Consider the following 24,184-nt stretch of genomic DNA (forward strand, 5'->3'; position numbering starts at 1 on the left):
CGCTGGCAGAAGTGGCGAGCCTTCCCTGGCAGTACGGCTCCCTGGAAGGATGTGTCCACTGGTTCAATCATTTGCTGGTCAATCCAACGGGCGACCGTTTCGTCTTTCTTCACCGATGGAAAAAAAGTGGTGGTAAATCGTGGTCCACGCGGATGCTGTCGGCAAATCTCGACGGCACGGAATTGCGCGTGGTGATCGACTCAGGTTATGTTTCCCATTTCATTTGGCGCGACGCACGCCATATCTTGGCATACTGTCGGCGGACCCCCGATAAAAACTGGGGTTTCTTTCTCTGGGAAGACCATCCACAAGGAACTGTCGAACCGGTAGGAGAAGGAATCATGGGGCCGGGCGACGGTCATTGCAACTATGTACCAGGCGGCGAGTGGATTGTGTGCGATACCTATCCCGATGCGCAGCGTTTTCAACACGTCTATCTCTATCACGGGGCTACCAATAGACGTGTGGAACTGGCCGCGCTCCTCTCCCCGCCCCAGTACACAGGAGAATGGCGTTGCGATGCCCATCCTCGGGTGAGTCGAACCGGCCGATACATGACCGTCGATTCTCCCCACGAGGGCGGGCGGCAAATCTATTTAATTGACATTTCGTCGATCATCGAAAAAGTCTCGTAGGCGAACTCCGTCACTGAGGAGGTGAGCTATGAACGATCCCCGATATGGCGTTGTCCAATGCAGCAAACGACCACGGCCCCTTTTGGTGTGGTGGCCCATTGTGTTTTTCTTCAGCCCGTTAGGACTTCCGGCAACAGGGATGGAACCCTCAGAAAGCGTGCACGTTTTCCAAACGGAGCTCACCATTCCGACCTATCCCTGGGAAGAAGATATCAACCCCAAATTTTGGGCTTTGGAAGGCGGCCCGCGGCTTTCGACAACCGTCCACAGTAGCATCGTGTATCCCTACGTCATGCAGGATCACTTACTCCGCACCAAAGTGGAGCGGACCTATCGGGCTGTGGGGCTGGAAAATGAGTATTTGCGGGTTATTTGTCTTCCGGAACTGGGTGGACGGATTCATTCCGTGTTCGATAAAACAACGGGCCAGGAGATGTTCCACTTGAATGGTGTGATAAAACCCGCCATGATTGCCATGCGCGGAGCGTGGATCTCCGGTGGGATTGAATGGAACTCGGGCCCTCACGGACACACCGTGACGTGTCTTTCGCCCGTCAACGTGGCGGCTCATCAGAATCCGGACGGCTCAGCCACACTGGAAATCTCCAACACAGAACAAATTTTCAGGACCCGCTGGATCGTTCGATTGACACTCCGCCCGGGCAAGGCATACCTGGAAGAGAGTATCTCGCTCTACAACCCAACCGACGGCATGCACCCCTATTATTTCTGGAACTGCACGGCCTTTCCGAACAAAACGGGAACTCGCTTCATCTTCCCTATGAGTTTGGGAACAGATCACAACGCGCGAGAGTTCTTCCGCTGGCCGATTCATGAGGGCAAAGATTTATCGTGGCTGAAAAACTATGAAACATACGCCTCTGTGTTTGCCGTACAGTGCACCCATGACTTTTTTGGGGCCTATGACGTTGACGCCGATCGTGGAGTCGTTCAATGGGCAGATCATCGGGAGCTCAGTGGCAAAAAGGCATGGACCTGGGGCGAATGGGAGTTCGGACGGGTCGCCGAGCAAGATCTCACGGACGAAGATGGCCCCTATATCGAGGTGCAAAGTGGTCCCCTTCCGACGCAATCTGACTATGGCCGCTTGCGTCCTCGCCAAACGGTGGCGTGGGACGAGTGGTGGTATCCTGTCCACGGGTTGGGGGATGGATTCGAATTCGCCACCCGCCATATCGCTGTCAATGTGATGCGTCGTCGAAAAGGTGTGGAACTGCGCGCAATAGCGACAGGTGTTTACAACGGGGCGACGTGTATCATCAGCCAGGAAAATCGGGAAATCGCCCGATATTCGGTTGACCTTTCACCCCAAAAACCTGTTCGCCTTGCCGTACCGGTGGCAGCATCGCAAAGCTTTTCTGTGGAATTCCGCACCAAAGACGGCGACTTGCTGGCCGCGTATCGGTCGCCGTTGGAAATTCCCAAAATTGAACCGCCTGGTCCATCGCGATTCCGGGAAAAACCCGACGCAGAAAAATCTGCCGACGACTTCTATGGCGCCGGCGAAAAAGCTGATCTAGCAACTGATCGACGCGCGGCCCGGGAATTGTATTTGAAAGCTTTGGAAAAAGACCCCACACATGTGCGGTCATTGTGTGCACTGGCCGTGCTCGATTACGAAGCCGGACAATATGAGTCGGCACTCGCCTGGCTGACGCGCGCGTTGAAAAAATCTCCCGACGATCCGTGGTCTCTTTTTTACGCGGCGGTCTGCCATTATCAGCTCCAACACTGGGAGGAGGCAGGGAATTTGGCTGCCCGAGCGGAAAGACATGGCGATACGGCCGCAGTGGCGGCGGACCTTTCAGGACGAATCGCCATGCGGCGCGGCGACTTCAAACAAGCAGAAGGGTGTTTCCGTCGAGTATTGCAAGCAAAACCCGACGATCCTGTCGGCGAGGATCATTTGATTCTGGCCCTGTATGCTCAGGGGAAACGGCAAGAAGCCCTCAACCAGGCTGCATCGCGGGTCAGTCGTGAAACAACCGCCGTCGTTCCCGCATGGATTCTCGCAGTTGCCAAGCCCGAGGATGAACAAGCATTTGTCGACCGCATGCTTGACCGATTGGGGGAATTCGAGTTTGAAATCCTGGAGGCCGTTCACTTTCTCAAGGATGTTGGTCAGGATACTTTGGCCACCCGCCTTGCCGAGACTGTCGCGGCAGATCCGCAGGCCGTGCCCAAACTCTCGGCGATGAGCTACTGGACGCTCGCATGGTTACTGGACGGGCAGGGCAAAACAGAAACGGCCAAGCAGATGCTGACCCAGGCGGTGCAACGCAGAGTGCCTAAACGGTTCGCTTCGCGTGTGGAAGAAATTCCCATCCTGAAGTACGTTGTGGCCGCTAATCCTGCGGACGGTCACGCATGGTTCCAGCTTGGCTGCCTGCTGGCTGCGCTGGGTCGTGTGGACGAAGCGGTGCCTTTTTGGAAAGGGGCCGCGGAACGAGAGCCGTCAAACAGTGTGGCCTGGCGCAATCTGGGACTGGAGGCAGCAGCGCGGGGCGATCTCGCGGCCGCGGAGAGGTATTATCTTCAGGCCATCAAATCAAATCCGCAGGACCAGACACTCTATCGCGATCTTGCCGAACTTCTCGTTGCAGCTGGTCGCCGCAGTGAGGCCATCCAACTTGTGGAAACCATGCCGCTCTCCGGCGTGCGGCGAACCGATCTCACAGTGCTCCTGGCTCAGATGTATTTCGACGCCGAGCAATATGACGACTGCCTGCGGGTGCTGGAAAACGCGCCCTATTTTACCAACTGGGAAGGGCAGGATGTCGTGTGGCGGCTCTTTAATCGTGCCCATATTCGTCGCGGCCAGCAACGAATGGATCGCGGTGATGTTCGTTCCGCGCTGGCGGACTTTGAGGCGGCTCTTACCTACCCGAAGAACCTGCACGTAGGACGATCCAATAAACCGATCGAAGCGCCCGCGCGATACTGGCAGGGGATCGCACTCGCCAAGCTCGGTCGCCTTGAAGAAGCCAAAGAGGCATGGCAGGTGGGAGCCAGCTTGCCTTCCGTCGCCGGAGAGCAAGATGAATACCGCGAAAAGTGCCGCAAAGCCCTTCAAGAGTTACCGGACAGTGTGGGGACGCAGCGGATTTTTCTCTTCGAACCTGTTTACCGTTGCTTCAAAATTGAGCGTGACCTGGAATTGACTGGTGGCCTCGACGATCCGCTTTGGCACGCGGCGCCCGTCGCCGAGCTCAGCGACCCAATTGCAGGAAAGTCTGCGCGTTACAAGACGCGGGTGAGACTCCTCTACAATGACCGGTATCTCTATGTGGGGTTTCAATGTGAGGATGATTTCGTCTGGGGGACGCTCAGGGAACGAGACACTCCCGTTTATGACGAGGAGTGTGTGGAGGTTTTCCTGTGTCCGACGGGGAATCCCCGACTCTACTATGAATTGAATGTGAGTCCGCTCAACACGGTGTTCGACGCATTCATCCTCAATGGGCGACCGGTTGGCGGCGAGCGAGTCCGGTTTATCGGGCTGAAAGACTTCACCTGCGATGGACTCGTGACTAGAGTGGCCGTTGACGGAAAAATCGGCGAGCACGGCGCCACGGGCTGGTGCGCCGAATATGCCATTCCATTCAAGGCCATCGTGGGAGCTCCCACAGAAATTCCGCGGCCCGGCGAACAATGGTTTATCAACCTTTTTCGAATCGACGCCCTCAACCCGCAGGAGCGTGATTACTACTCCTGGGTGCCGACCGGCGCTGTGGATTTTCACCGACCGTGGCGATTCGGAATCCTGAAATTCGACTAAGCGGAATAAATCTCTCGCTGGAAAAGTGGGGAAAAACCGACAGGCGCGAGCTCGGACGGGCCATTTTCACCCAGAGTGTCCCTCTGCACCGATCATTCCTCGTCTGGAGGAATCAGTCCATATTGAACCAGCCGCCTATAGAGGCGCGGACGGGATACGCCAAGCATTTTGGCAGCCAGTGACTTGTTGCCTCGTGCCCGCCGTAGTGCCCGCGCTAGAAGCTCTTTTTCCACCTGGGCGAGAAACGCAGGCAGGGAAATCTTTTCGGGCTCTTTCAAACTTCGCAGTCTTCTCTGAAAAGCCCAGCGGAAGTCCTGGGGCAGATCACCAGTTCCGACAAGCGTTCCTTCTGCGCGATTGTGAGCATGCTGCACAACACTGGCCAGCTCGACATAATTATTCGGCCAATCGTGCTGAACCAGAATATCCAGCACTTCCGACGTAAAGCCCATCACCTGCTTGGATTGTTTCGCATTACAATCTTCCAGCATCGTCTGCGCAATTAAGGGAATGTCTTCCCGACGCTCACGAATCGGTGGAACAAAGATCAAAAAAGTGCTTAGCATTTGGCCAAGGTCTTCGATAAGCTTCCCCTGGGACACCAGCGTCATCAGCTCGAACTGAGTTGTGGCAATGACCCGTATTCCCTGCGCACGGCGAAGGAACTCGTAGAGGACCTGCTGCGTTGGCCATGGGAGTTGATGCAAATCCTCCAGTATGAATGTGTGGGTTAAACCTGGCGGAAGCGGGATCGCTGCAAATGCCTGAAGAGTGTTTCGAAGGATATCCGGGTCGAGCTCCTCACAAGGCAGCGGAACCAGGCATTGCTGCGGATCTGGACATGCTGCGTAGAAGATGGCTTTTGCTAGTTCAGTACCGTGGCCCCCGGGAGGTTCAACGATAACCACATGGCTGGTGAGACTTGCGGCTGCCTCCACCTGTTGCCGCATCCTTTTGGCCACAGCACTAGTTCCCACGAGTAGATGCGCATGGAATCGCGTGGCAACAGCCTGGCGGAATTCTCGGATCTGTTCGTGAAGCGCCAATGCCTGTGATTGCTGCCGAGCGGCGTCAGGTGCGACATCGGTCACCTGCGGCGCAGTATCCGTGCCGTCCCTGTCGGCGACGACCACAAGCAGTGCCGGTCGCCCTTCGCCGTCGTGGACGCGTAGAAACCGAGCCTGCCGTCTGCGAAGCTGGCCGTCGGGAGTAAGACACGCTACGGTCCCCAGGGTTTGCTCGCGCTCAAAAGCGCCTGGAGGGGGACACAGCCCGGCAGCCAGAGCGTCCCCCGGTTCCAGGTCGAAACTGCTGTGGAATGCGCATCGGCGGTCGACGATGTCTTCTTCCCGGCAGGCCAGCCATTCCAGACACGCGCGATTGCAAAACCGGATGCGCCATTGTCCGTCGACGAAGTAAACGGGTTCCCGGAGGAGATTGAGCAGACGGGCAATCTGACTGCGTGAACGCTTTTCCGACATCATTCGTTTTCAGCGCCCTACCGTTTTTTCTGAACGTCATCGAGCTGTGATTCTCTATCGTCCGAGCAACGCTACTCACCGATGATCGACTTTCTGACCTTTTGCTAGGCTAATCCCGCTGCTACGTGTCCCACAAGGGGGACAACCGTAGTTCCCTCAAATCGCTCCCCCAGCGAAAAATTTCAGTTTCCAGCCTCGCAACAATGAAAATACAATAGAAATTTAACGCCGGTTTTGATAGGCCGCGAGGAGTTGCCTGCAATGCCAGAAGTGCAATTTCGTGATGGTAAAATCGAGGGAGTTCAGATCCGTCCCTTGCGACGTTTTTCCGACGCGCGAGGCTGGCTTGTGGAGTTGTTCCGTCACGACGAACTCACCCCGGAGCTCTATCCGGTGATGGCTTACGTGAGCGAGACCCTCCCCGGCGTTGTTCGCGGGCCTCACGAGCATCGTGACCAAACAGATTATTTTGCCTTCATTGGCCCGGGTGATTTCAAGCTTTACCTATGGGACTATCGGAGGGATTCTCCCACCTACCTGGTCGCGCAAAAACTGATTGTGGGCGAGTCGAACGCCGTGTGCGTTACCATTCCGCCTGGAGTGGTCCACGCGTACAAGAATGTTTCGGACAAGCCAGGGTTGGTATTCAATGCACCCAATCGACTGTACGCGGGTTGGGGCAAGAGGGAGAAGGTGGACGAGATTCGCTATGAAGACATCCCCGATTCACCGTTTGTGCTCGACTGAGATAACCAAGTAACGTTACTCAATCTTGTCCAGATCACCCCAGGAGCTGCCGTCAAAAACGTGGTGGATTTGCCCACCGCTAACGTCCACGCGCTGGAGCGACCAGTAATATTCCTGGGGACCGATTAAATCGGCCGGGCGCTCAAAATAACGCGAAAGTTGGGCTAGATCCAATTCCCCAATGCCCCGGTTCGGCTGTTCCGTCAGCGATCTCGGGCGGGCCAGGTTTTTCGAAATAACCAATACCCAGTACTCCCCTGCATTGGGTAATACCACACTGAATTGTCCACCTTCATCGACGGTCGTCCACGCCCCACCGTGTTGCATCAGTTTCTCAAGGTTGCGCTGGCGCTGCGCCGAGTCTCTATCCCAGGGCCGAAGTCCTTCGATGGGCACTAAGGAATCGGGGAGCCGTTCCGCAGGCAGCGCAACCACCACGGCGCCGGCATCTGGATGGCCCATTCCTCCCCCATCCACGTATCGAATCTCACCGCTGAGCAGTACTCGCTCGTTGGAGGCCGACTTCACAGCAGCATCTACCGCTTTCGGCTGCTGAAAGGAGGATGCAGCCAACCAACCGATAGCCAGGCCTCCCAGGGTACAACCCACGAGCACGAAATAGTACCACGACAGCGCCGCGCGTCTCACGAGTACATACTCTGATAGCAGTTGGCCTATGTTCTGGGGCGCAGGGCCTCCCTTCCCTGGTGGCTGAGAGTCCCCGAGCTGGGAACTGGGAGAATGGACATCTCTGTTGTCCGGATAATCCATAAGCGCCCAGGCTTCTTTAAATGCCTGCTTACGATGGGTCTATCGCTCTAACAGCAAATAAGTTACGAAACGCGCGAATAACCAGGATGCCGTCAGCGACCGCCGGCGTGCTGTGGGTGCCCTCGCCCAATTCACTCCTGCCAAGCAGGTGAAACCGGTCACCAGTCGCCATAACAACCACCGTTCCTGAGCGGGAAATACAGTAAATCTTTCCACCCAAAATGACAGGAGAGCTGAAATATTCGCCCGGCAATCGCTGCCGCCAAACGAGCTCACCGCTGGTCAATTCAACACAGCTCATGACCCCCTTGTCATACAAAAGGTACAGCTTTCCCTCATAAACCACAGGAGTGGGCACATAAGGAATATTGCTTTTGACCTCGTACATCACTTCTGGCTTTCCTCTCGAAGCGTCGGAACATCGCACCACAAACATCTCGCGTCCGATGCCCCCTTCGCCTGATGAAGCGACGATAATATCATCGACCACGATGGGAGAAGCCACAGTTCGATTATGGAAAAGATTCAATTCCCATAACGGTTCTCCCGACTGGGGATCGAGGCTCGCGATGCCATGCGACCAGCTCGACAGAATGAGTTGTGGGCCCACCCTGTCTGTTTCCAAGAGGCAAGGCGTGGAATAAGCGGTCTTCTGGGTTCGTCGCGGTGTTTTCCACCGAATTTTTCCCGTTGCTGCGTCGAGTGCCACCACGCTGCTTTCCTGATCCTGTTCATTGGGAAGGATCACCAGATCCTTAAACACAATGGGAGAAGCCCCAAATCCGTGCTGAGACGCAAAGGGACCAAGATCGACCTGCCAGACGACAGCTCCGTCGCCCTGGCTTAAGGCCACCATACGCAACGATTCCGGAACTGCCCAGGCGTAGTACAGCCGTTCTCCATCCAGCGCAGGGGTGGAAGAGGCGAAACTATTAAATTCGTGTTTTGGGGAAATATGGCCGGGTAGACACCGCGACCAGAGCTTTGTTCCGGACAGCAAATCCCATGCTTCTAGGACTTGCTCCCCGGTCTCCTGGTTGGCAGACGCTGTGAACACCCGGCCATTCGCAATGACCGGAGAAGAATGGCCAATTCCCGCCAATCCGGCGGTCCACAAGAATGAATTTGCCGAAAAAATTACAGGGAATTCATGGGTTGTATAAACGCCCGAGCCATTGGGTCCCCGGAACCGAGGCCAGCTTTCATGGGCATCTGATACCAGCGGAGCGCTTATCAACAGACAGAAAACCGTTGCGATGCAATTCTGCGAGTGCCGTGAAACTTTCCCCATCGTTGCCATCCCGAAAGCCAAATCAACTTAGCCGGCTTTGATTCGTCCAAATCTTTTTGCCCCAACCCTGCTTCGTGTTCCAGACGCGTTGCACGTACCCTCATTGTCAACCCGAACTTGGTAAAGTGCCCCGGGCTGCTAACGCCTCCTGGTTGGATTCTGCGTTCCACTCGCCCGGCTTTTTCCCCGCTGACGGTCGAGGAGTTCCTGCATCGCTTCCGCTTTGCGGCGAAGCTCCTCCTGTTGCTGTAACTCATTTTCCGACATCACCGCTCGGTCAGTCTCCGCGGCATCGTGGAGCCCCGGAATCGGCAGGGCCTCTTCCTCGGGCGGCGAGCCGTTCTCAGATTCCTTCGACGGCACTTCTGTTCGTGACAACGGACCGATTCCCGCATCCTCTTCGACGCCGAGTTCCGCTGGCTCCTTGCTCGCTTGCTCCGAACGGTTTAACTTGTCGAGCGCGAGCATAAACACGAAGTCTTCTTTTGTGCCGAGCGCCTGACCGGGCAACGTCATCACGACATGGTCAGTTGATTCGGGAGGGACCGCGAAGGCATAAACGTCCATCGCAACCTCGCCGGGTCCGAGACGCACAGGGGATCGCTGCTGACCTTCTATTTCGTACCCTTGTCTCCAGTAAGGATGCAGTGAGTCGTTATTGCCGAGCCAGGTAAGCGTGGCCGTGGGCGAACTGCTATGCGCCGGGGAATACGTGACAAACCGATCGTCCGTCTGGTTAGCTATCCGGATCCGAACGAGAAGATAAGGTGACCGTGTTCGTAGGGATCTGTCCCCCACGTGGAGGCGGAGCGGTGCGACCTCCAGGCTCTGTACACGGACTTCGACGCCTTCGTGCGCATCCCGGAGCTTGTCTGGACTTCCCCCAAATACCCTGGCGGTCTGAGCAAGCCCCTCGAGTCGACTTTTTGCGACCGCGGCCCCGCGCTCCCCAGAGGCTGCTGAACGACCACCATCCACATCGAGGGGGCCTAAAAGCTCCCCAAGGTCCGCAGAAGCAGCGCTGGCCAGCTTCGACGCTGGATCCTCCATCGTGGAAGGTTGGGAACTGAGCTTGTTTCTCGAGTCATTTCTCAAAATGCCCTGAAATGGTTGCGTAAGAACAACGATAAGCAGAATAAAAAGAAGCCCAATGCTCCCAATGAGGAGATAGGTAAGCTTTTTCGCCCGTTCTCGCGCACGCTGTCGCTGTTTACGAAGGAATTCCGGATCGGCGGCCAGTGGACTTCGCGGGCGATTGCCTGTTGTTGAAACGGAAGCGGGGACTGGAGGTCCCGCTGGTGGCACCGACGCAACCTGCGTTCCCGACCAATCACGCAGCGGCGACCATGGTCCGTTCGGAGAAGGTCCAATGAAATCAGCTCCGCTCAGTCCGCCGCTCTGCAACCACTGAATCACCTGTCCTGCCGGAATCGGACCGACGACCTGCTGGCTGGCGGTTCGGTAGATGTACCACAAGGACCCCTGAGCCACGGGACGCTCCGCCGTTTAGTCTGTAAAACGCAAAAAATCGATCGCTTTTGTTTCCTCCCGACGCTCAGCCGGTTGTAAAGAACAAGCCAATTTTGCGCGTCACAAACTTCTTGCTTTCCGCCCTCGCCCTCATGTTCCACGTCGCTTTAATTGGCCACCTAACAGTCTAACGTGAACAGGGGGAGGTTGCCAGGCCGTGTGGCCTTCGTTGTGGACTCGGCCCATAACGAGCCGTCGAAATGGGGCGGAATGATGTGGAAAACCAGCGGCCAACCGAAAAATGCAATGTCGCATGACCGACTTCGCTGAAATAGCGGTAGAAAATGATTCGAGAAAGGTGCGACACCAGAGAAGAAAAGAAGTATCAACTCGCGTCACGCAACGTCAGCCGGCCAACACACCCGGACGATAAAGCTCACGGAATGAGGCCTCCTCGCCCGAAGGGGGGCCAACCCGTCCGGCAGATCATGGGGCTGACTCGGCTCAGGAGCTCCCTCATATACTGGGAATCCACCAGCCCCAAATCCAAAAATCCACCCCTGCACCCCTCGAATGGGGAATTCATGTGAGCGGAGGGCACGGGACTCGAACCCGCAACCCCTTTCGGGGCACCTGATTTCGAGTCAGGCTGCTCACCAATTCGCATACCCTCCGACTTCCCACTCCACTCTGGGAGCGGATTCTCACTCGCATGAGAATGTGAGCCCCGCAAAGGGCTGAATGAACCAAAAGAAAAGCTGGGGTACTAGGATTCGAACCTAGACTAACTGATCCAGAGTCAGTCGTGCTACCGTTACACCATACCCCAGTGCGAAAAGAATAATTGCAATCCCATAGGTAAGAGTACAGTCCTCCCTTTTTTTCGTCAAGATGTGGGCACATGTTGAAGCGGCGGCTCGGGCTCAGCGGATGGTGCAAAAAACAATCGCTGTTCCGATAGCCAGCCGAACTCCGTTGGGTCAACCAGAAATCGCTCACCGATGTCCCCGACTTAACCCCCACATCGCGACAGAGCGTCCCAACTCATCTGTCAAGAATCCAGCCTATCACCCAACCGCATACGGGGGCACCCTATTTATCCGGTAGAAGCGGCTTTCCGGGTGGCACCAGTTTTCGCATCTCTCTCCCGATTCGCCGCTCCGCAAGCTGGAGTTGGCCGCGCGGATTGACGATCAGTTTTCCAGTAAGTATTGCATACTGAATGCCGTAAACAAGCCCGACGATGATGGAAACAAAGAATGCGATTCTCCCCAACGGACCAATTCCCCAAAGCCAGTCCAAGGCGAAGATGGCCGCGGCGGCTCCAACTGCGGTTAAAACAACGGCGGCCTTGCCACGCTGGGCCCGATGAAGCTTTGCCCTGGCGTACCGATCGATCGCCGCCTGTGAGGCCAAATTCGCCAGCTCCCTCATTGCAGCGAAATTGACCTGTTTCTCCGGAGCCACCGGCCTCTTTCTCGACCCACGCGACCGACTCAAACTGTTCGCTGGGGCAGGTCGACGCGTTTTCGTCGGCAATTTCTCGGGACTGGTCGCCGCTTGCGAGAGCAGTTCTGTCCCTTCCACGTCAGCACTTCCGGTCTCGCCTCTTCCCGAAGCCACACGAAGTCGCGAGAGAAGCTCGCGCATATACTCCCGAACAGCTTGGTCGTGGTCAAACGAATCGGATTGGCTTCCCAAACTGCATGAGCTTTCATCGCTGGAAGCAGGCGCGCCCTGTGGTTCTTTGTTGACCAACAGCCTAGCCTGGTCGGATATAGAGCCGTCCTGATGCACTTGACCGCTTGCTGAAATATCCATCCCATTCTCGCCGGAGTCAGGGCCTCCCGCCGTTTGTTCATCCACGAGATCTTGATCTTGTGATGGACAGACGGCATGCAATTTTACACTGAGGGACGCCGTGTCTCCTTCGCAACCTGGGGGTTCGGCCTGCCCAATCGAGTTTGCTGGGAATGATTCAGGCGCCCCGTCGCCGGCGCCTGCTGAGGATCTTGGCAAATCCTTCCCATGAACCGTCAAGGCTAAATCCGTCGGGCACCGCAGTTCCTCCACAATCGCGGCGTCGGACCCCGCTTCTCCGTCGATCTGAGGCTCCTTAACTGTTCGGTGCTGAACCGCGTCGGTGGATTCGCTAGCTGAGCCCAGTCGCCCGGGCGCAGCTGCACCCGCTTCCTTCACGCCTCTACCCCCAATAGACTGGCTCTGACGCGCGAGGGATTGCAACTCCATCCGCCCCTCCGCCAGTTCGTTGGACTTTTCCGCTAAACGAACCAGGCGATCTTCCAGGAGGTTTAAAGATGAAAGGCTTTGGGCAAACCGGTCGGCCAGCGACTCCAGTCGATCCAACGCGGTCGTGATGGCTGTCAATTTGACAGCTTCCTCAGCACGAGAATCTTCGAGCTCGACCAACGTTAAGTCACTCGGTTCGGGTAGGCAGGAGTACCACTCTGCATACCCGCACGGATTCCAAACCGTTTCGGTGGTAACCTCGGCGAATCCAGTCCCGTTTTGCGAAACGTAACTCGCTGACATCGGCCGATCAGCAGACTCGGCGACCTCATGCGTCCCAATCCGGCTGGCCTCACCGCCCGGGTTATGGACTGTCGGTGCTGCGGAAGCGCGAGATTCGTGTTGGCAACCTGTGTCAAGATGAAAGTCGTGCGATTCTCGATCGGCCTCTTCTGAAATTCGGTGCCCCGGAAAGGAGTCAGGGGACTCTCCACCATTCGGATTTCGGTCGAAATTGAAACGCAATGTCACCGGGCCAATTCCGAGCATGTCGCCGGAAATGAGCACGCCGCTCCCCACCGCTTTACCATTGTGCAGCAGATAGCCGCTTAGGGCTCGGAAAACAGTCTTTTGCCGGCCGCGAATAATCAGACAGTGGTAGGGCGCCACCCCTCGCGCGACGAGGCGCAGCGTACACTGTGGGGACGAACCGACAAGAATTCGGGAGGTTTGCAATTCCACCCGCCTCCCGTGATGGGTGGAGCCATGGATTGTGAAAACAGTCCTCGCGCAATCCTCGCCGTCTCGGATGCCCTTCACTTTTGACGTGGCAATCTCTGCGGTGACCATTTTAGACCTCGTGAAGCGTTTTGCTTCACCTCATGGAGGGGTAAATAATGACACTATTTAGGTATTCACTTTGATTCCGTACAGGGTATTATTGCATGGCTCGAGACGAAACGGCTTGCCCTCCCATGGGTTTGATTTCGCGTTGGCGGTATAATTTGAGAACTTTTCCAGGCGCGTTTTTCCGGCGAACCAAACAGTGTTCAGTTGCGTCCAAGATGACCGATTCGGTTCGGCCGGTCGCACAGTGGGTTCTAGTGTGATCTAGAGTACCGAAAGCGGGCTGTCAAATCGTTCGCCGGCGGGGTGGCTAGAAGTAGGGAAATATCTTGGATATATTTTTTGGTTTTGTCGATTATCCGATAGCGCTTGGCAGACGAGCAGCAGTCAACGAATAAAAGAAAGCCAGCACCGCGGCATTGGCAAATTGGCATGCTATTTGCTTGGCCAAGGATTGGTCGCAGTTTAGGGCGCAACGTGGGCCAATGACCCGGGCCACGCTGGGTGGGAGGCAAACGAATAACCGGCTGCCTGTGGAGCGGTCGCTCCCAAGTTTTATGAATTGTGAACGGATGGCCCCCTGCCTCGTACTATACTTGGTAAGCCTGGCCGCGTCATCGCGTTCTGGCGAAGAACCTTTGGCACACCCAGGGTACGCAAGAGGTCAAAAAACGGCGATGACGGGCAACGAAAGCAATTCGGCCGGAAACAGTATGAGGAGGCTAGCCGAAAGGGTCGCACAACCGCACTGTGGGAAGCCACGTTAAGCACGCGGCACGGACGTCGCTGGCAGACAACTAGGGAGGACGAATGGAAACATACTTATCACAACAAAACGAGGAAGCACGAGGTACAAAAGCTATGAACAGGCGACAGGCAATTCTCAACATGCGACAAATTCTGCTCAAGAGGCGGGATGCTTTGCGTCGGGCTCTCGCCGGCGACCTCAGTTTGCTCCGGGAGCTCCGCACTGAGGCGGGTGGGGATATTGCCGACTTTGCTCTCGATTCGGTGCAAGACGAGATTTCGTCACAGCTAGCGGAAATCGAAAGCCGCGAACTTGCCCGAATCGAAAAGGCCCTCCAGCGGATGGACGAAGGCCTCTACGGCATTTGCGAGTATTGCGGATGCTCCATCCCCATGGCGAGGCTCAAGGTTCTGCCTTATGCAACCTTGTGCGTGAAATGCCAGCGTGAGGCGGAGCTTGAGGGCGAAGCCCAGGAGCGCCGCGAGGTGGACTGGAGCAGGATCCTCGATTCCAACGGCACAGACAACGATATCACGATCAACGATATCGAACTGGACGTACCGTGATGTCGGGATCCCTACCATGCGGTCCGTTCAGGCAAAACCTTGCCGAGGCTCTGCAGTTCCACCCGCCAGCTTGTGGTCCGCGCAAGCATGGAAATCTGCGCCCCAGAAGGTGACGCAATAACCCTCGTCTTGTGGCCTGAAAAGAAGCGCCAAGGTTTGGCGCTTCTTTTTTTTCGCCGGACGGGCGTGACTGCGGCGCCAACCGCTCCGTACGATACCATCTAACTTGCCCATGCATCGCCATCGATATTGTTGGTGGAGATTCGCTTCAGGAAACTGCCTTTGTTGGAAGGGAAACCCTCCCCGACGGCTGATATGACGAGCACCAAGGCTGAATTTGACAAGGAGCAGCCACGCATGAAACTCGGATTCGGGTTGTACCGCCACCAACTTACTACGGAAAACTTTCGTTTCGCCCGCCAATGCGGTGCGGAGTGGCTAGTGGTGCACCTCGTGGACTATTTTCGTGGACGCGGTTCTATTGATAATCAGCCGGTAGGCGACGATGCTTGGGGATGGGCGGGCGATCCCCACGATCCCATCTGGTCAGAAGAGTCGCACGCTCAGTAGCAAGAACAGACTGAAAAAGAAGGGCTGAAGATCTGGGCCATCGAGAATTTCGACCCCAGCATGTGGTACGACATCTTGCTGGATGGTCCCCGTAAAGAGGAGCAAATGCAGCTTCTGCAGGAGGTAATTCGACGGCTGGGGCGGGTGGGAATCGCGGTGATGGGATACAATTTTTCCATCGCTGGAGTGGCGGGGCGCAAAATGGGTCCATTTGCCCGGGGGCAGGCCGAAACCGTGTTCGTCGATGGTCCTGACGAACGCCCCCTTCCCGACGGGATGGTCTGGAATATGTGGTACCGGGAACGCGGGCCCGGTCACATCGCGTTTTTTTCTCATGACGAGCTATGGCGGCGACTGAAATGGTTTCTCGATCGCCTTATTCCGGTAGCCGAACAGGCCGGAGTTCGACTCGCTGCCCATCCCGACGACCCACCGTTTCCTGTACTTCGTCAGACACCACGACTGATTTACGAGCCCTGGATGTTTCAGAAGCTGATAGACCTTCACCCAAGTCCCGCCAACGCTCTCGAATTTTGCGTGGGCACCACTGCGGAAATGCAGGGAGAGGGCGATTTGTATGACATTCTCGATGCATGCAGCCGCCAGGGGCGTATCGCTTATGTTCACCTCCGAAATGTCAAAGGCAAGATTCCCAAGTATCAGGAAACGTTCCTGGACGAGGGGGACGTTGACGTTCGTAAAGTTCTGCAGATTCTCCGGCGTAACAATTTTGATGGTGTGATAATCCCTGATCATACTCCTCTTCTTTCCTGCGCAGCACCATGGCATGGAGGCATGGCGTATGCGATGGGATACATTCGCGCGATGCTGCAATCCCTAGAATGATTGCCGCGACAGCAGGACATAACCCGATCACAGCCTTGATCGCTCATTCGTGCACCGAGGATAAGCTGACCACCATGGAGGTCTCTGCTCGCTGATATTCATCGCTTGGTACGCTCTATGCGGCGTAAAACAATTGCTAATCAAAGAAGATAAGAACGCCTAAGTTCACAAAGGGCTTCCACGACCGGTTTGAAACGACGGGTCAGATCCAGCAATCCCGAATGGGGAAACTCGTGCGGTTGGAAGTCCGCCCAGTTCGCCCACAGAAACCCTCGCACAAACGGTTTCGCAAGAGCCATCAGAAAATAATTCCTCGTCCATTGAGCTTGCTCGTCCGGCGTCCACTCACAGTGAACAGGACGAGTTTTGCCGGTGGCCAGCGGATCAAAAAGCGCTTGACTAGGAGCGGAGAATCGCACATAGATGGGCAATCCCATTTGGCCCCAATACTCGAGCTGGCGATGCCATTCTAGCGCATCCCGCAGGAGAGTGCCACCAGGAACATAGCCCAGATCGACTTCGAGGACCAGTGCGTCCAGCCCTACTCTCGCACGAATCAGGGCGTCCACCACGAACGGCGCTGGATACTGACACTCCCGCATCCTCAGATCCTCAAGCCATGGCTGCCGAATGCTCAGAGCGATCACGGCTCCGGGATCCAGTTCTCGCGCCAGTTGAACGGCCCCGGCCACAAAAGTCGCCAATTTGTCTTCAGGCATGGGAAAAGGCGTTGCCACGTTCAGTGGCCCGGCCACCTCCCAAAAATCCACCCGCCCGCGATAACGCCGCACTGTGGCTTCGATGAACGAGAAAGCACTTCGCTGAATGACAGACCAAGGTTGTTCGAAGTCGATCCACGTTGGCACGCCCTGGGGACGGAGATCAAGAAGCGGCCCCAGCCCACGATACAGTCCCGTCTCTCGACACCACAACAACCACCGATCCGGCCAATCAAATGAGTATTGCTCCCGATCTGGTGCCCCGGCCCGCCATGGGAAAGCCGCAACCGTCGCATTCGAAAACTCTGCGAGCTGCTGCGTTGCCAGTGAGTCGGGAAGAACTTCGGTCAGTGTCACCCCAAGCCAAAACGGTATTCTGCCCCGAGATAAAATCTTTCGAACAGAAATGGCTTGCGCGACGTAGCGTTGACAGAGTGCCGAGGAAGCCTCCAGAGCCAATTGGAGGCCCTCCCAAGCAAGCCTCGGAGCAGCGTGTTCCCTGGATTTTTTGATGATTGCCTGAGCCAGCAACGTTGTGGCCTGATCGACCTGCTCCACCACAGGACCAGGTACATCAAGCCCCAGAAGTTGCCAATCCTCCATCTGATTGCGGAGATGGCCAACCCGTCCTCGAGTGAGCTCCACCAACAGGTCATAGGGAGAGTATCTTTCCGCCAGAGTCGCAGTGGCCAGCGTCAGCCACCCGGTCTGCCGAACCTTTATGGGAATTGTGAGGGAGCCCGACTGTTCCCCATCACGCCATATCCTTAGGATGTTGCCGTCAAGTTCCCCCCGGGTCGGCCAGGGCACACGGTCTAACCCTGCGAAATACGCACACTGCACGACCTCCCCTGATAAACCAAGCACGTCATCGACATGAAATTCTAGCATTCCCATAGAGCGTGTGAGGATTGACTCTGTACGGTGCGTCCTGGCCCGCTCACACCATTATCATATTCTTTAGTGTACCACTTCCTGCTCTCCGGAATCGTTAACTTTTTGTTCGCTCGACCTGCAAAACGTTCGTTTTTACACCTAATTCCCGGAACCCCACAATGCTTCCTCGCTTACAATCGCGTCAGCGAAATATAAGTCGCCCAAGGTAGAAAACCGCCCTGGCCGCCCGGCAAACCGAGGGCAGTTCGGGAAACGACCAGCAGGCTCTCATTCCTGTTCGTACTCTGGCACAAACCACCCCGATCGTGTGTTCGTGGAGATAGCCCCTTGAGTGGCCCTCAGTACCACCCCGGTTGCCCCTCGGCACTCCTGATTCCACAATTCATACTGACGCCTTTCTCGGCTAAACCGTCACGCGTGTTGATCTGAAAAAGCATTACTGTTTGCCGTGAAGCCCCGACCTCTCACCATTTACTGTCCCGGTGGGCATCGATTCCTCGCCCCACATGCCCTGGCGGGAAAGGAAGTGAAATGCCCTTTCTGCGGGCTTACGACCATCGTTCCGCAAGCTAACGAGGCCCCATCGCACGACGCGACTGCGGAGCTCCGAACCCCGTCAGGAGCGTGTTATCCTCCGACAACAGACGAGTTACGACTACCGTCCGAAACTGTCTCGAAAGACTCGACGGTCACCGAACCGAACACCGTCGCCACCAAAATCCGAAAACGAGTAGCCGGTTCGGCCAAACCCGTCCCGAGCCGCTCTGAAGGATTCCAGAACGGCTCCCGACCTCTAGCGTCTCATGCTTTGGGCGTGGAAAGCCCCTCAGATTCGGATGCGAACGTCCAACCGATAGCGCCCTGGTCCGAAGTCTCATCCCCTCCTGAAGGCGCAGCTCCGCCAGTTATCGGTGAGGGAGCTACTCCACATGCTCCGGCGCCCGAGGACCAAACACCTCAAACTGGAACAGCTTCTCATTCTCTTCCCCCAAAGGTGACGCCGGAACTTCTGGCCTGGTGGCAACGGATTGCTCAAACACAGCGGCACGGCCTTTTCTTGGCCGTCGGTTGCGTGCTGGCGCCTTGCATCCTGGCCATCATCGGCGGGATCATCGCCCTGGCAACGGGATTTCGCCTATGGGGTTGGTCCTTCCTTGCGCAGGCTGTTCTCTCTATTGGCACGATTTACATCCTCGTCGCGCTGCCGGATTGGACCACCACAAGGAACTGCGGTCTGTTCTTTGGGTTGATGACCTTTCTTTGCGCGTTGGGCACGGGTCTACTGGCATTTGCGTCTCCACAGCATCTCAGGTCGTGGCATCTGGAAGCTATTCACAACCAGAGTCTTCGATGGATGGCCTCTCTAACCCTTGTCTATTTCACCGTCACATTCGTGCTCCTTCGGGTTTCCGATAGCCAGCGTCGCAAAGCTGATGCGTTTGTGCGCGCCATTCGAAAAGGCCACCACCTTAGCAAAAGAACCGCCCAATCTGCACCACCGACCACCCTGCGCAGAAACCCCGAACCCGCGCCTTCAACTTCTCAATCCAACCCACAACAATTGACGTGAGGCGCCGTCGGAACGCGAACCTCGCCTAATAGACACTCCGCTTTCATGCTCTTTCCGAATGTGGCCCCTCCTCACTCCAATCGGAGGGATACCAATCCGAAGCCCGCCACAGTCACGGGGCCGGTGACCGGAGCGCCAGGCTTTTCGGACAAATCTGTTATCCACGCCTTGGTCAGTTTCTTTTCGTCCAATTTCACCACCGCTTCCTCCCGTGTCTGCCGCGGGTTAAAAAGCCGGAGGATCATTCCTCGACCGTCCCTAGTCATTTTGCACTCCACGGGAAGCACCGACCCCGACTCAACCCTGACCGGCGGCAACAACTCGGGGGGTGTATTGCGGTTCACCACCAGCGCAATCAGAGGCCGCGTCGTCTCAATTCCGAATCGGGTCGCTGCCACAGGATCATATCCTCCCCGATGCGGCAAAATGAAGTACGTAAATACGGTAGGTCCTTCCTGATCGGCTTTGTAATTGGTTTCCCAGTAGTTATTCATGACGTACGACAGAATTGTCTGCGTGGGCTCGATGTGCGTAAGCCAACCCTCAGGGCTAAAGGGCTGAGGGACATCCGTTCGAATTGTTCCCAGCTCAACCAGCGGTGCATCCCAGGAGCCCCATAATACCCCAAATTCTTCATTGCTCACGTCGATCCATCGCTGCACGGTGTAGTAGTTCTTGCACGCACCTGGAAGCTGGTCCGCTTCTGGACGGACAATCGCCCACGCAAGTTCCATTCTCATCTGTCCATCTGGAACATAAAACGGAAAGGCCACGTGAACTCCCTCCGGGGAGCGGACCTTTTCCTTATCCAGAATCATGTCCACCTTGATCTGGTCTTTGACGTCGCTTAACTCGTAGATCCACTTCACACTTCGGCATCCCGGTGCCGGACTTTCCACAGCCCAGCGTTGCACAAGCGGCCCTTCTTCCAACCTTTTCACCGTACAACCCGCAGCAATCCGCTCGACCTTTTCCGGATTCCGACCCGGCACATAAAGGTACTCGGCGAGGCCCCACCCTTTGGCCTTATCGACAAGATCGCGGTTCAACTGTTTGTCCACCAAACGTCGGAGCGCGCCGGTTTGAGGCTCAACTTCCAGCCGGTAACGTTGCGTTTCCATTGTCGTTCCACCTTCGGTTAGCCCTTGGCCGGAACCGCCCGAGGCATCACCCGGCCCCCCGACGACAAGTCTGAAGCGTCGTGCCCCAAACGCTGGCACATCCTTCGCCCAGAACGCAAGCCGACCATCGCTCAGCTTCTGCCACGGCACCGCTGCCCCTGCATCGTCCTGGATAGAGCTCACTGAGCCGACCTGGGCCTCCAGGGTGACCAGATCGCTCCGTACCCAGCCTGTGGGGTTGAGAACCATGACATAGCGATCGGCAGCCTCTGTTCTCTCCTGTGAAACCAATCCCTTCAACGACTGGGTGAGCAGGTCGCGGGATTGGCGATCTGCCTCAAGTGCAAAGCTCTGCTTTATCTGCCATTGGCTCTTGGCGAATTCACTGTCTGGTTCGGTTATGCTGTTGTAGGCCCCCCAGGTGTGTTCATCGTAGAGAACCACGTTTCGCCAGGCCTGGTAAAAAAGTTCGTCGGGATAGTTGTCAGGCTGAAGCATGGCCCAGAGGGTCTCGGCCGAAGACAGCCGGTCGGCAGCTCGCCGGACAAGTCCCGTCTCTCTCGCCGAGGACGCCGCGCCATCTTCCCAATATGGTGTAAAGTCTCCCGTACATTCCGGTAAGTTATCGCCGTAACGTCTTTCAAACTCCCTCATCATTTCTGAGCATGTCGCAATGACCAATCGCGGGTAGGCGTATTTTTCGTTCCAATTCTTCACAAAATCACTGATGCCTACGTCGGGAGCCGCGTTGTCACCTAAGCAATGGCGAAGTTGGACCATCTCGAAAGGATACTGACTCTCCTGCAAGTCACGCAGATAGGCAAACAGTTCGCTCTTTCCTCGGAAGCCCCGCCAGTATCCCAGGCGGGGAATCCAGCACAACACGCGTTCCTGGCCGCTGGGCGATCGCCACCAGAACGCCTTGTCCCCCCAAACTCGCAGGGTATGTCCAATGCGGTGTCCGCCATTCGGACCGATGGAAAAGTACCGCACACCCGCCTGGGCGAGCGCCGTGACAATACCCCACGTGTATCCCGGCACGTCGCTGATCATGGCGGAATCAATCGGCACACCGATTTGCTCCTTCAGTCGCTGCGCATAATCGAGAAGGCGAAGCAATTCCTCAGGACGGCAGAGCGCTGTCAGTTCGTTGCCGTAAAGGGCTTGAAGCCCAATGACTCCTTTTCTCACCGCCTCTAAAAACGCTGCCCTTTTCTCGGGCGACGATGTCCGCAGATAACTGTCCACAGCCCAGAGGACTTCCACATTCCATTTAAACTGCGCTTCGGGAGGATAATCGGCGGTTTTTGCAGCCGTTTCCAAGGCCTGTTCATAAAAGCGCCAGTGATTCTGTTCGATCTTCGTTTGAATATCCGTATACCCGATATCGACATGGGAATGAGGCAATAGATAAACAACCCATTCCCGCACCGGGGCCAGGGGCACTTTCGTTTCGAGAATCACCTTATCGGAGGCACGAGCAACAAGGTTCACCTCTTTTCGCTCGACTACTCGCGGTACCGGCACGATAATTTCTTGCGTTCCGTTGCTAAGGTTTCCTGACCAGCATGGTCTCCCTTCGCATGACACCTCTAGCGAAATCGGGCCTCCCGCTCGGATGATCTCCAGCTCTACGACCTGCCGCAGTTCTCCGTCTGATTTAACCAGCGCGGGCACAGCCTGAACCGATCTAACCGCGGTCACATCGCTGAGGGGCACCATTTTAACACCCTTCCCAGCCAGAAACGCCACGGCGTCGTAAAGCATCCAGCTTCCTTCCTGCGTGGTTATTGAAATAACGTTGGTGCCCGCTCGCAGCACACCGGCAGGAACAGTAATTTGCAGTTCGCAGGGTTTCGCTTCCGCCAGGTCTCCCATGATCGTTGCATCGGGCCCGCCGGCGGGAAGGATTGTCTGAAAAATGACCTTACCATTTCCATTGATAACAACCCTGGGAGGTGAACGGTAATGGGTATTTGCCAAACACAAGACAAGTTCACAGTCTTCAGATGGCGGAGCCTCCAAGCCAAATAGAATCGTGGCCGTGTGAGGTCGTCCGCCTGCCCATGCGTCGGCCGGTCCTGGTTGGACATATGGCCAGTCCCGTGCTGGGTCGGATACACCTACCAGAAAAATGGGATCTTTTTGATACTGACTAAAACCGTTCGGGGCCAGTGCAAATCCTTCGGTCTTGCCATCCTTTTGACCGATTTGCCAGAGAACCGTGTGATCGTCACCGTTCTCAAGAACAAAACCCCTCGCATACCGACTGAGTGCCGGACTTACCAAAGCACAACCCACAAAAGCCAGCACGATGATATGGGGTCGCATCGATCACCTCCCGGAGGATTCCTCGGTAAACTTAAGTCAGCCTTCTCGCCGTGACCGAGCCGACTTACATAGCATTACACAGCACGACGTACCAAGCCCGCCACCGATTCCACTTTCAGAGGCTGGTCTGTCCACGATAATTGACTGGGGTTCCAAATAACCACCGATGGCAACGTTCTAGGCCAGAAAACCCATCGTCACAACTCTCAGGCTATATGGCCCTCGCACAGGTGAGGGCCAGCTATCAGGCGTAAACGCGTCTCCGGGAGGGAAGGTACACCAGTCCAACGCTCAAGTCAAGTATCACCGAGTCCCAACCTCCGTCTTGCCTCTCCGAGCGTCTCCACGAGCCGCTGCAGGTCGCTGGTTTGATGGTGAAAAGTCACACTTATCCGAAGGCACGCCTCATTGTCAGGTACAGCCGGAGGCCGAATTGCTGGCACAAAGAACCCCCGACTCTCGAGAAATCGACTCAATAAAAGTGCTGTTTCCGGCTGGTGGACAATTACTGGGATGATTTGACTGGTCGAGCGTCCGACATCCCATGCCTCACGCCTGAGGACCTCCCGCAAGAATTCCGCTCTTTCTAGGACGACTTCACGCCGATGCGGTTCCCGTTCAATGATCTCCAGGGCTGCCATCGCCGCGTAGCACGCAGCCCCGGGAAGAGCGGTGGAAAACATGTAAGGCCGGGCCTTCTGCACCAACCACTCCACCAGGTGTGTGCTTCCCACCACAAACCCACCCACCGAGCCCATGGCCTTGCTGAGGGTTCCCACGCGTACGGGTACTCTGTCTTCAACACCATAAAATTCCACAACCCCCCGGCCCCTCTTGCCAAAAACGCCCGTGGCGTGAGCCTCATCGACCATGAGAATGACGCCGTGGCGCTCGCACACTTCCACAAGCTGAGCAATAGGGGCTAAATCGCCATCCATGCTGAAAAGCGTATCGGTAACCACTAGGCGTCGCCGATGCCGGTGCGGTTTGGCCAGCAGGTGGTCCAAAGTGTCCACGTCTGCGTGCGGAAACACACGCAAATCCGCGCGGCTCAGCTTGCAGCCATCAATGATGCTGGCGTGGTTTTTCCGATCGCAGTAGACCGCATCGCCAGGCCCAACGAGGGCCGCGATTGTCCCCACATTGGCTGCAAATCCCGTGGGGAAGAGAAGCGCCGCCTCACACCCTTCGAACTTCGCTAGCGCCTCCTCCAGAGCCGCATGGGCTGAGGATCTACCACACACAAGCGCGCTGGCACCACTCCCCCACCCCTCTTTCTCCAGGCTGTTCCGTACTGCCGTGATGAGCCGCGGATCACTCGCCAACCCCAGGTAATCATTCGAACCAAAGTTCAAAAGCTCACGTCCGTCGAGCCAAATCGTACGCCCTTGGGAACTCGTCCGACATCGCCGTGTCCGCCGGAGGGATTGGCGATCTAATTCCTCTAGGCTTTCGGTCAGCCATCCGAGTACGTCCACCTTCCACTGCGGTCGACCTTCCATGTGCTGGCAAAAACGAGAGGAAAC

Annotated in this window: 14 protein-coding genes, 2 tRNA genes and 1 pseudogene; 7 read left to right on the top strand and 10 right to left on the bottom strand. The window is 56.3% G+C overall.

Features of this window, described 5'->3' with window-relative positions:
- A pseudogene (locus ABJK56_RS13545) lies at positions 1-635 on the top strand (hypothetical protein); the annotation flags it as partial.
- A 28-nt stretch (positions 636-663) separates the two neighbouring features.
- On the top strand, positions 664-4,434 hold the full coding sequence (locus ABJK56_RS13550) for a carbohydrate-binding family 9-like protein (RefSeq protein ID WP_347245201.1): 3,771 nt from the start codon (positions 664-666) through the stop codon (positions 4,432-4,434).
- A 92-nt stretch (positions 4,435-4,526) separates the two neighbouring features.
- On the opposite strand, the gene ABJK56_RS13555 is transcribed toward ABJK56_RS13550, so the two are convergent.
- Positions 4,527-5,918, bottom strand: coding sequence for a helix-turn-helix domain-containing protein (locus tag ABJK56_RS13555; protein WP_347245202.1), 1,392 nt, complete (start codon positions 5,916-5,918; stop codon positions 4,527-4,529).
- A gap of 258 nt (positions 5,919-6,176) precedes the next feature.
- On the opposite strand from ABJK56_RS13555, the gene ABJK56_RS13560 reads away from it, so the two are divergent.
- Positions 6,177-6,662 (top strand): dTDP-4-dehydrorhamnose 3,5-epimerase family protein, encoded by a 486-nt coding sequence (locus tag ABJK56_RS13560; protein WP_347245203.1) that lies wholly within the window; start codon positions 6,177-6,179, stop codon positions 6,660-6,662.
- 15 nt (positions 6,663-6,677) lie between these two features.
- On the opposite strand, the gene ABJK56_RS13565 is transcribed toward ABJK56_RS13560, so the two are convergent.
- The 6 genes from ABJK56_RS13565 to ABJK56_RS13590 form a co-directional block, all read right to left on the bottom strand.
- On the bottom strand, positions 6,678-7,310 hold the full coding sequence (locus tag ABJK56_RS13565; protein ID WP_347245204.1) for a hypothetical protein: 633 nt from the start codon (positions 7,308-7,310) through the stop codon (positions 6,678-6,680).
- Positions 7,311-7,461: 151 nt separating this feature from the next.
- Complete coding sequence (locus tag ABJK56_RS13570) at positions 7,462-8,733, bottom strand: PQQ-binding-like beta-propeller repeat protein (RefSeq protein ID WP_347245205.1); 1,272 nt, start codon at positions 8,731-8,733, stop codon at positions 7,462-7,464.
- A 129-nt stretch (positions 8,734-8,862) separates the two neighbouring features.
- The gene (locus ABJK56_RS13575; RefSeq protein WP_347245206.1) at positions 8,863-10,215 is read right to left on the bottom strand and encodes a hypothetical protein; all 1,353 of its coding nucleotides are present in this window, start codon (positions 10,213-10,215) and stop codon (positions 8,863-8,865) included.
- A gap of 570 nt (positions 10,216-10,785) precedes the next feature.
- Positions 10,786-10,868, bottom strand: a tRNA-Ser gene (locus ABJK56_RS13580).
- 84 nt (positions 10,869-10,952) lie between these two features.
- Positions 10,953-11,023 (bottom strand) — tRNA-Gln (locus tag ABJK56_RS13585).
- A gap of 263 nt (positions 11,024-11,286) precedes the next feature.
- A complete protein-coding gene (locus ABJK56_RS13590) occupies positions 11,287-13,293 on the bottom strand; it encodes a hypothetical protein (RefSeq protein WP_347245207.1) in 2,007 nt (668 codons plus the stop codon).
- Positions 13,294-14,151: 858 nt separating this feature from the next.
- Between ABJK56_RS13590 and ABJK56_RS13595 the strand changes: the two genes are divergently transcribed.
- From ABJK56_RS13595 to ABJK56_RS13605, 3 genes are all read left to right on the top strand, one after another.
- Complete coding sequence (locus tag ABJK56_RS13595) at positions 14,152-14,604, top strand: TraR/DksA family transcriptional regulator (RefSeq protein WP_347245208.1); 453 nt, start codon at positions 14,152-14,154, stop codon at positions 14,602-14,604.
- A gap of 357 nt (positions 14,605-14,961) precedes the next feature.
- Positions 14,962-15,174, top strand: a complete 213-nt coding sequence (locus ABJK56_RS13600; RefSeq protein ID WP_347245209.1) for a hypothetical protein — start codon at positions 14,962-14,964, stop codon at positions 15,172-15,174.
- Positions 15,175-15,234: 60 nt separating this feature from the next.
- The gene (locus ABJK56_RS13605; protein WP_347245210.1) at positions 15,235-16,020 is read left to right on the top strand and encodes a mannonate dehydratase; all 786 of its coding nucleotides are present in this window, start codon (positions 15,235-15,237) and stop codon (positions 16,018-16,020) included.
- Between the two features lie 140 nt (positions 16,021-16,160).
- On the opposite strand, the gene ABJK56_RS13610 is transcribed toward ABJK56_RS13605, so the two are convergent.
- Complete coding sequence (locus ABJK56_RS13610) at positions 16,161-17,630, bottom strand: hypothetical protein (protein WP_347245211.1); 1,470 nt, start codon at positions 17,628-17,630, stop codon at positions 16,161-16,163.
- A gap of 454 nt (positions 17,631-18,084) precedes the next feature.
- On the opposite strand from ABJK56_RS13610, the gene ABJK56_RS13615 reads away from it, so the two are divergent.
- Positions 18,085-19,206, top strand: coding sequence for a hypothetical protein (locus ABJK56_RS13615; protein WP_347245212.1), 1,122 nt, complete (start codon positions 18,085-18,087; stop codon positions 19,204-19,206).
- A gap of 71 nt (positions 19,207-19,277) precedes the next feature.
- Here the strand turns inward: ABJK56_RS13615 and ABJK56_RS13620 are convergent, their stop codons facing one another.
- Together ABJK56_RS13620 and bioF are read right to left on the bottom strand one after the other, a co-directional pair.
- Complete coding sequence (locus tag ABJK56_RS13620; RefSeq protein ID WP_347245213.1) at positions 19,278-22,658, bottom strand: polysaccharide lyase family protein; 3,381 nt, start codon at positions 22,656-22,658, stop codon at positions 19,278-19,280.
- Positions 22,659-22,954: 296 nt separating this feature from the next.
- Complete coding sequence (bioF, locus tag ABJK56_RS13625; RefSeq protein ID WP_347245214.1) at positions 22,955-24,160, bottom strand: 8-amino-7-oxononanoate synthase; 1,206 nt, start codon at positions 24,158-24,160, stop codon at positions 22,955-22,957.
- Positions 24,161-24,184: the final 24 nt, after the last annotated feature.

Origin of the sequence: Thermogutta sp., from assembly GCF_039793925.1 — a bacterium.
Classification (GTDB): Bacteria; Planctomycetota; Planctomycetia; order Pirellulales; family Thermoguttaceae; genus Thermogutta.